The organism is Enterobacter sp. SENG-6, from assembly GCF_001605945.1.
In the GTDB taxonomy this organism is placed as follows: domain Bacteria; phylum Pseudomonadota; class Gammaproteobacteria; order Enterobacterales; family Enterobacteriaceae; genus Enterobacter; species Enterobacter cloacae.
Map to the genome: position 1 here is coordinate 1 of NZ_LOMM01000046.1, position 6,079 is coordinate 6,079.

The 6,079-nt window shown below is 51.4% G+C and carries 5 protein-coding genes and 3 pseudogenes; 3 read left to right on the forward strand and 5 right to left on the reverse strand.

What is annotated here, in order from left to right:
• Nucleotides 1-393: pseudogene (gene mrkA, locus AX755_RS19160) on the reverse strand (type 3 fimbria major subunit MrkA); the annotation flags it as partial.
• Between the two features lie 378 nt (nucleotides 394-771).
• On the opposite strand from mrkA, the gene AX755_RS19165 reads away from it, so the two are divergent.
• A complete protein-coding gene (locus AX755_RS19165; RefSeq protein WP_062857264.1) occupies nucleotides 772-1,797 on the forward strand; it encodes an IS110 family transposase in 1,026 nt (341 codons plus the stop codon).
• A 318-nt stretch (nucleotides 1,798-2,115) separates the two neighbouring features.
• Here the strand turns inward: AX755_RS19165 and AX755_RS19170 are convergent, their stop codons facing one another.
• Nucleotides 2,116-3,039 (reverse strand): IS5 family transposase, encoded by a 924-nt coding sequence (locus tag AX755_RS19170; RefSeq protein ID WP_023312624.1) that lies wholly within the window; start codon nucleotides 3,037-3,039, stop codon nucleotides 2,116-2,118.
• Between the two features lie 66 nt (nucleotides 3,040-3,105).
• Nucleotides 3,106-3,576, reverse strand: coding sequence for a restriction endonuclease (locus AX755_RS19175; protein ID WP_231883369.1), 471 nt, complete (start codon nucleotides 3,574-3,576; stop codon nucleotides 3,106-3,108).
• Nucleotides 3,577-4,067: 491 nt separating this feature from the next.
• On the opposite strand from AX755_RS19175, the gene AX755_RS19180 reads away from it, so the two are divergent.
• Nucleotides 4,068-4,181, forward strand: a complete 114-nt coding sequence (locus AX755_RS19180) for a hypothetical protein (protein WP_013087254.1) — start codon at nucleotides 4,068-4,070, stop codon at nucleotides 4,179-4,181.
• 256 nt (nucleotides 4,182-4,437) lie between these two features.
• On the opposite strand, the pseudogene AX755_RS25190 reads toward AX755_RS19180, so the two are convergent.
• Nucleotides 4,438-5,326: pseudogene (locus AX755_RS25190) on the reverse strand (IS3 family transposase); the annotation flags it as partial.
• On the opposite strand from AX755_RS25190, the pseudogene tnpA reads away from it, so the two are divergent.
• Nucleotides 5,321-5,572, forward strand: a pseudogene (gene tnpA / locus AX755_RS25195) (IS200/IS605 family transposase); the annotation flags it as partial. The pseudogenes AX755_RS25190 and tnpA sit on opposite strands and share 6 nt — an antisense overlap.
• A gap of 79 nt (nucleotides 5,573-5,651) precedes the next feature.
• On the opposite strand, the gene AX755_RS19195 reads toward tnpA, so the two are convergent.
• The coding region (locus tag AX755_RS19195; protein WP_156773534.1) for an ABC transporter permease at nucleotides 5,652-6,079 on the reverse strand (428 nt) is incomplete at its 5' end.

A 6,079-nucleotide genomic window follows, 5' to 3' on the forward strand; every position in this document is an offset into this window, starting at 1 on the left:
CTGAGCACCGGAAGCTTCGGTGTTCGCCAGGTAGCCCTGTTGTTTGCTGGTTGCGCCAGCCAGCAGGTTACCGCCGGTCCAGTTTACGCCCAGTTTGCTTACGTCATCCTGTTTAGTGCCATCAGCAGCCTGGCAGTTAGAGACGTCAATGGTGAAAGATTTCGGTTTCAGGTAAGTATCCGCTGCTGCCGCTTTAACTTCAGTCAGGGTTACCGGAGACAGGTAAACGTTCGCATTGCTGCCCTGGCCGTTAACGGAAACAGTACAGGATACATCGGTAACTTTACCGAAGAAATTAACCTGGCCGCCGCCAACAGTGGTATCAGCTGCATGGGCAGCAGTCATGCCAAAAAACGCAGTTGCCATTGCTGCAGAGAGAAGAACCTTTTTCATTGCCATTTCCTTGTCAGAGTGAATTACGAATCAATGAGCACACTGTGAATTCGCATAGAACCAGAAACATCAGGCGATGCTGATTTATGCCACTGCTAATAGAATCTTCGACTGACCGGGAGCCGCAATATTTAAGGCGTCAGGTAACGAACCTAAAAATATAAGTTCGCTGGTGCTATCGGCGTCAAAGAATGCTATTTATTCGCCGACAAATATACATTTGTTCGGTGATGCTGCCAACGGCTTTGTTGAATAAATCGGCGGTAATAGTGCCAACTTACTGATTTAGTGTGGCTTTGTTAATGGAATGGTCGCCTCCCATCTCTTGTGCCACAGTGGGACGATAAATCGTCACTCATTGAACGGAGCGCTGCTATCATGAACGTTAAAACTATTGGAATCGATTTGGCAAAAAACGTTTTCCAGATCCATGGGGTTGACGAGCACGGAAAACGGTTGTTCAACAAACAACTCAGACGGGCACAAATGGCCTCCTTTTTTGCCAACATCCCACCCTGTTTGATCGGCATGGAGGCCTGTGCATCTGCTCATTTCTGGGCCAATAAACTGATATCGATGGGCCATAATGTCAAACTGATGGCCCCTCAGTTCGTCAAACCCTATGTTAAAACCAATAAGCATGATGCTGCAGACGCTGAAGCTATTTGTGAAGCCGTCACTCGACCTAACATGCGGTTCGTGCCGGTCAAAACCGCTGAGCAGCAAGCCGTATTGGCACTTCACCGGAGTCGTCAGAGCTTCATCAAACAGCGAACCGCACAAGCCAATCAAATCAGGGGGTTATTGGCCGAATTTGGCATTGTCGTCCCCCGAGGTATCCAGCAGCTACAGCGACGATTACCTGAGCTCGTGGAAGATGCGGATAACCCGTTACCCGTCCTGTTTCGTACACAGCTGAGTCTACTACAGCACCACTTGGCGTACCTGTTCGATGTCATCGCTACACTCGACAAGCAGATTGAGCAGTGCTATCGGCAAAATGCTCTCTGCCAGCGTATCGGCAAGATCCCTGGTATTGGCCCTGTTACCGCCAGCGCGCTGATTGCGACCATTGGTAAAGCCAACAATTTCGAGAAAGGCCGACAACTGGCTGCCTGGCTCGGATTGGTTCCACGTCAGCACTCCAGTGGGGGTAAACAAGTCCTGCTCGGGATAAGCAAGCGAGGTGATACCTATTTGAGGACCTTGCTTATCCATGGTGCCAGGGCGGTATTGCAGTCGGCCAAACATAAACAGGATGCCGTATCGAGCTGGGCTAACCAGCTAATGGCGCGCCGGAATAACAACATTGCCTCGGTAGCATTGGCTAACAAGAATGCGCGGACTGTGTGGGCGCTCCTGGCCAAAGAGCGGGAGTATTGTGCACCAATAATAAGCGCTTAAGTTGCTTAATCAGTAAGACAGAAACAACACCACCGATTACCCAGGCAAGCATGAAGTGATGGCAAGACAGGTCAGACCGCGATGGGGAAAACCCGGTTTATTCAAGGCTCCTGAAAGAGCGCTTTGTTGATAGAGGCCTCCATCAGCGTATTCCATCAGGGACAGAGGTATTTTACATCACCTCGGCAAAGTCCGGATCTATGGCTGCAATCGATGACCAGTAAAGCCACCACAACATATTTAGCTTGGCAAACAGGAGGCGACCATCTATGAATAAATCAGATTTCGGGTAAGTCTCCCCCGTAGCGGGTTGTGTTTTCAGGCAATACGCACGCTTTCTGGCATCCCGGCCTTTGTCATCCTGTTCAACGCACGCACCATGGCCATAGCTTCCGCTACCTGACCATCGTAGTCACGCAGCGTCAGTGAATCTCCCAACAACTGCTTCATTCTGTACATTGCCGTTTCCGCTATCGAGCGACGGTTATATTCCGTTGTCCATTTCCACCGTGCATTGCTTCCGCTCAGCCGCTGATTAGCAACGGCACGGTTGCGGTCTGCGTACTCACCGGGCCAGTAACCTGCTCCTTTTCGGGGAGGAATAAGCGCGCTGATTTTTTTGCGGCGCAGTTCATCGTGACAGAGCCGGGTATCGTAAGCCCCGTCTGCCGCGGCTGCCCTGATTTTTCTGTGAGTCTGCCGGATAAGGCCCGGGAAGGCTTCTGAGTCCGTGACGTTATTCAGCGACAGGTCTGCACAGACAACTTCATGTGTGTTGCTGTCAACAGCAAGATGCAACTTTCGCCAGATACGACGGCGTTCCTGGCCATGCTTTCTGACTTTCCACTCGCCTCCACCAAAGACCTTCAGCCCGGTGGAATCAATCACCAGGTGTGCGATTTCACCCCGGGTGGACGTTTTGAAACTGACATTAACCGACTTTGCCCGCTTACTGACACTGGTGTAATCCGGGCAGCGCAACGGAACGTTCATCAGGGCAAAAATGGAATCAATAAAACCCTGCGCAGCCCTCAGGGTCAGCCGGAATACGCGTTTAATCACCAGAACGGTGGTGATGGCGAGATCAGAATAGCGCTGGGGCCTTCCTCGTGATGAAGGCATTGCCGACTCATACCAGGCCTGAATCGCCTCATCATCCAGCCAGAAAGTGAGGGAGCCACGGTTGATGAGAGCTTTGTTGTAGGTGGACCAGTTGGTGATTCTGAACTTTTGCTTTGCCACGGAATGCTCTGTGTTGTCGGGAGGATGCGTGATCTGATCCTTCAACTCAGCAAAAGTTCGATTTATTCAACAAAGCCTCGTTCCTCGCGTTGCTGCGGTACGCCTCATCATTGTCTGCGGTGCGGTTGCGATGGTGAAGGAGCTGCCGGGCGTGAGCAAATCAATCAGGCGCTGGCCGCTGATAATCTCCATCCGATCACTGGCGAAGCTAACAGCTTTTGAAGCTGCGCCAGTTTTTCCGGTATGGCAAAACAAACCGTGACAGTTATGTCGTTTAAGCAACGTATCGAACTCCTGAACGTGCTGTAAAGCAATATGGCCGCGATAGCGTTTGGCCTGGATGAGATAGCGATGTTTTCCGATTATTACCTGGCCGTCAATGCCTCCATCGCCGGTATAGCGTTTGTTTCTGATAGTTCTGAAGCCATGCGACTCAAACCCTTCCAGCAACAGTTCTTCAAACACAAAGGGATCAATTTTCCGCAGGTAGTTAATTTTTTGTGGGAAGCCCGGCAACGTCTTTATGCGCTCCAGCACCCGCCGCGCACTTTGCTGCTTCCTTTTGTGTCGCCGGTGCCGTACTGAACGCCGGAAGAATACAACGGCAAGCAGTGCGATGGCGCTGCAAGCCCATAGAAGGGGTCAGTTTGGAGATCGGAAATTTTTGTACGTTAAGCGCATTATTTAACCAATCTTGGTTCGTAAGGGGTTGATTTTGCGTCAGTGGCTATCGCTTTTAAGTTGTCGCTCTTGCAGTATCGCATTTAGGTTATCCGATTAAGGTCAAACCTCTGAAAATGCCGTATAGCGCGGGAGTACACCCTATTGCTATAGGTAAGTCTGTTCAAAAAACAGGCTTACCGTACAATAATTCTCTATATCCAAACTGACCCCTGGTAGCTCCCTCGTGCGCTCTCCTGTTCCTGCCTTTCGGTTTACCGGTGTCATTCCGCTGTTATGGCCGCGTTTGTCTCATTCCACGCCTGACACTCAGTTCCGGGTAGGCAGTTCGCTCCAAGCTGGACTGTATGCACGAACCCCCCGTTCAGTCCGACCGCTGCGCCTTATCCGGTAACTATCGTCTTGAGTCCAACCCGGAAAGACACGACTTAACGCCACTGGCAGCAGCCATTGGTAACTGATGATGTGCGAGAGATTTAGAGAGTACTTGAAGTGGCGGCCTGACTGCGGCTACACTGAAAGGACAGTTTTGGTGACTAGTCTCGCACAAGACAGTTACCTGGTTAAGCAGCCTGCAAGCTGGCTTAACCTTCGATAAAACCGCCCTGCAAGGCGGTTTTTTTCGTTTACAGAGCAAGAGATTACTCGTAGGTAGAGAGGATCTCAAGAAGATCCTGAACCGCCCCGGTTTTCCGGGAGAGTTTTTAGTCCGCGAACTCAGGCTGCCATAGCTCCGTTTCCGATGGAAGCATAATACGCTCTTTCGGCTTCAGCCGGGGGGATGTGACCGAGCCGTTCCAGTAGTCGGCCGCTGTTGTACCAGTCCACCCACGTCAGCGTCGCCAACTCAACCTCTGCTCGGCTTTTCCAGCTCTGTCTGTGTATCACCTCCGCTTTGTACAGGCCGTTGATGCTTTCCGCCATCGCATTGTCGTAGGAGTCGCCTGAGCTGCCCGTCGAGGCCAGTAAGCCCGCGTCCTGCAGACGTTGCATGTACGCCAGCGACACGTACTGCGAGCCCTTATCCGAGTGATGGATGGTGCCGGAAGGGCGACGGGCCCACAGCGCCTGCTCCAGCGCATCCAGCACGAACGTGGTTTCCATCGATGACGACACTCGCCAACCCACGATGCCGCCGGCAAACACATCGATGATGAACGCTACATACGCGAACCCCTGCCAAGTACTCACGTACGTGAAGTCTGCTACCCACAGCTGATTGGGACGCTCTGCCACGAACTGACGGTTTACCCGGCCGCCTGCCGCAGCTTCTTTCCTGCTGACCATGGTTCGTACTTTTTTCCCGCCGCACGCCGGTAAGCCCCATGCTTTTCATCAGTCGCGCGATGGTGCATCTGACCACGCTGAAGCTTTCCCGTTGCAGCTGGTGCCAGACCTTACGAACTCCATAGACACTGTAGTTTTCGTCGTACACGCGCTGTACCTCCAGCTTCAGCTGGTCATCACGCCGGTCACGCTGACTGCGTTTTTCCGGATGCTGACGTTGGTTCTGGTACCGGTAGTATGTCGACGGGGCGATATCCAGCTCATGGCATACCGGTCCGACTCCGTGACTTACGCGGAGGGTATCGAGCAGCGGCATCATGTTCACATGTGCATCAGCATTCCACCAAAGTATTCGGTATCGACAATCGTCGGCTATCTGAAGGGGAAAAGTGCGATAGCGATAGCCCGGCAGTTCGGCAGAGGAAAAAACTTCACTGGTGAAGTTTTCTGGGCACGAGGATATTTTGTTTCAACTGTAGGCCTGGATGAAGCCACGGTCAGGGCTTACATACGCAAGCAAGAGCGAGAAGACGAACGTTACGACCAGATGAATCTGAACGTATAACAGGCGCCTTGGGCGGCTCATGGTTTGTCGGCGCCTTTGAGGCGCTCACCCTAAAGCCTCCGGCTCTGCCGGAGGATACTTACTTCTGCCAAACTAGACGATACATAGCAAGTAAAAATAATATAATTGCTAGCAAAGATATTTTTATTATTACGGGTGCCAACTCATAGATACCTGCCCCCTGAGAGTTCAGCATAGTAAACCCACTTATCATTGTACTTGATGGGAAAATCACCATCGTTTTCACAACCCATTCAGGCATATTAAATGTAGGAAACGAGGCTCCTGACGCATAAAAAATAACCATCGAGGTAGCCGATAGGATCTGCATTGGACGGTTGATGTTATCCAGAAAACTACCAATCAACATCCCCATTGAACTTACTGCCGCAGAAAAAAGAACAATCAACAAAACCTGTAAAAACAGGTAATGGTGCCAACTTACTGATTTAGTGTATGATGGTGTTTTTGAGGTGCTCCAGTGGCTTCTGTTTCTATCAGCTGTCC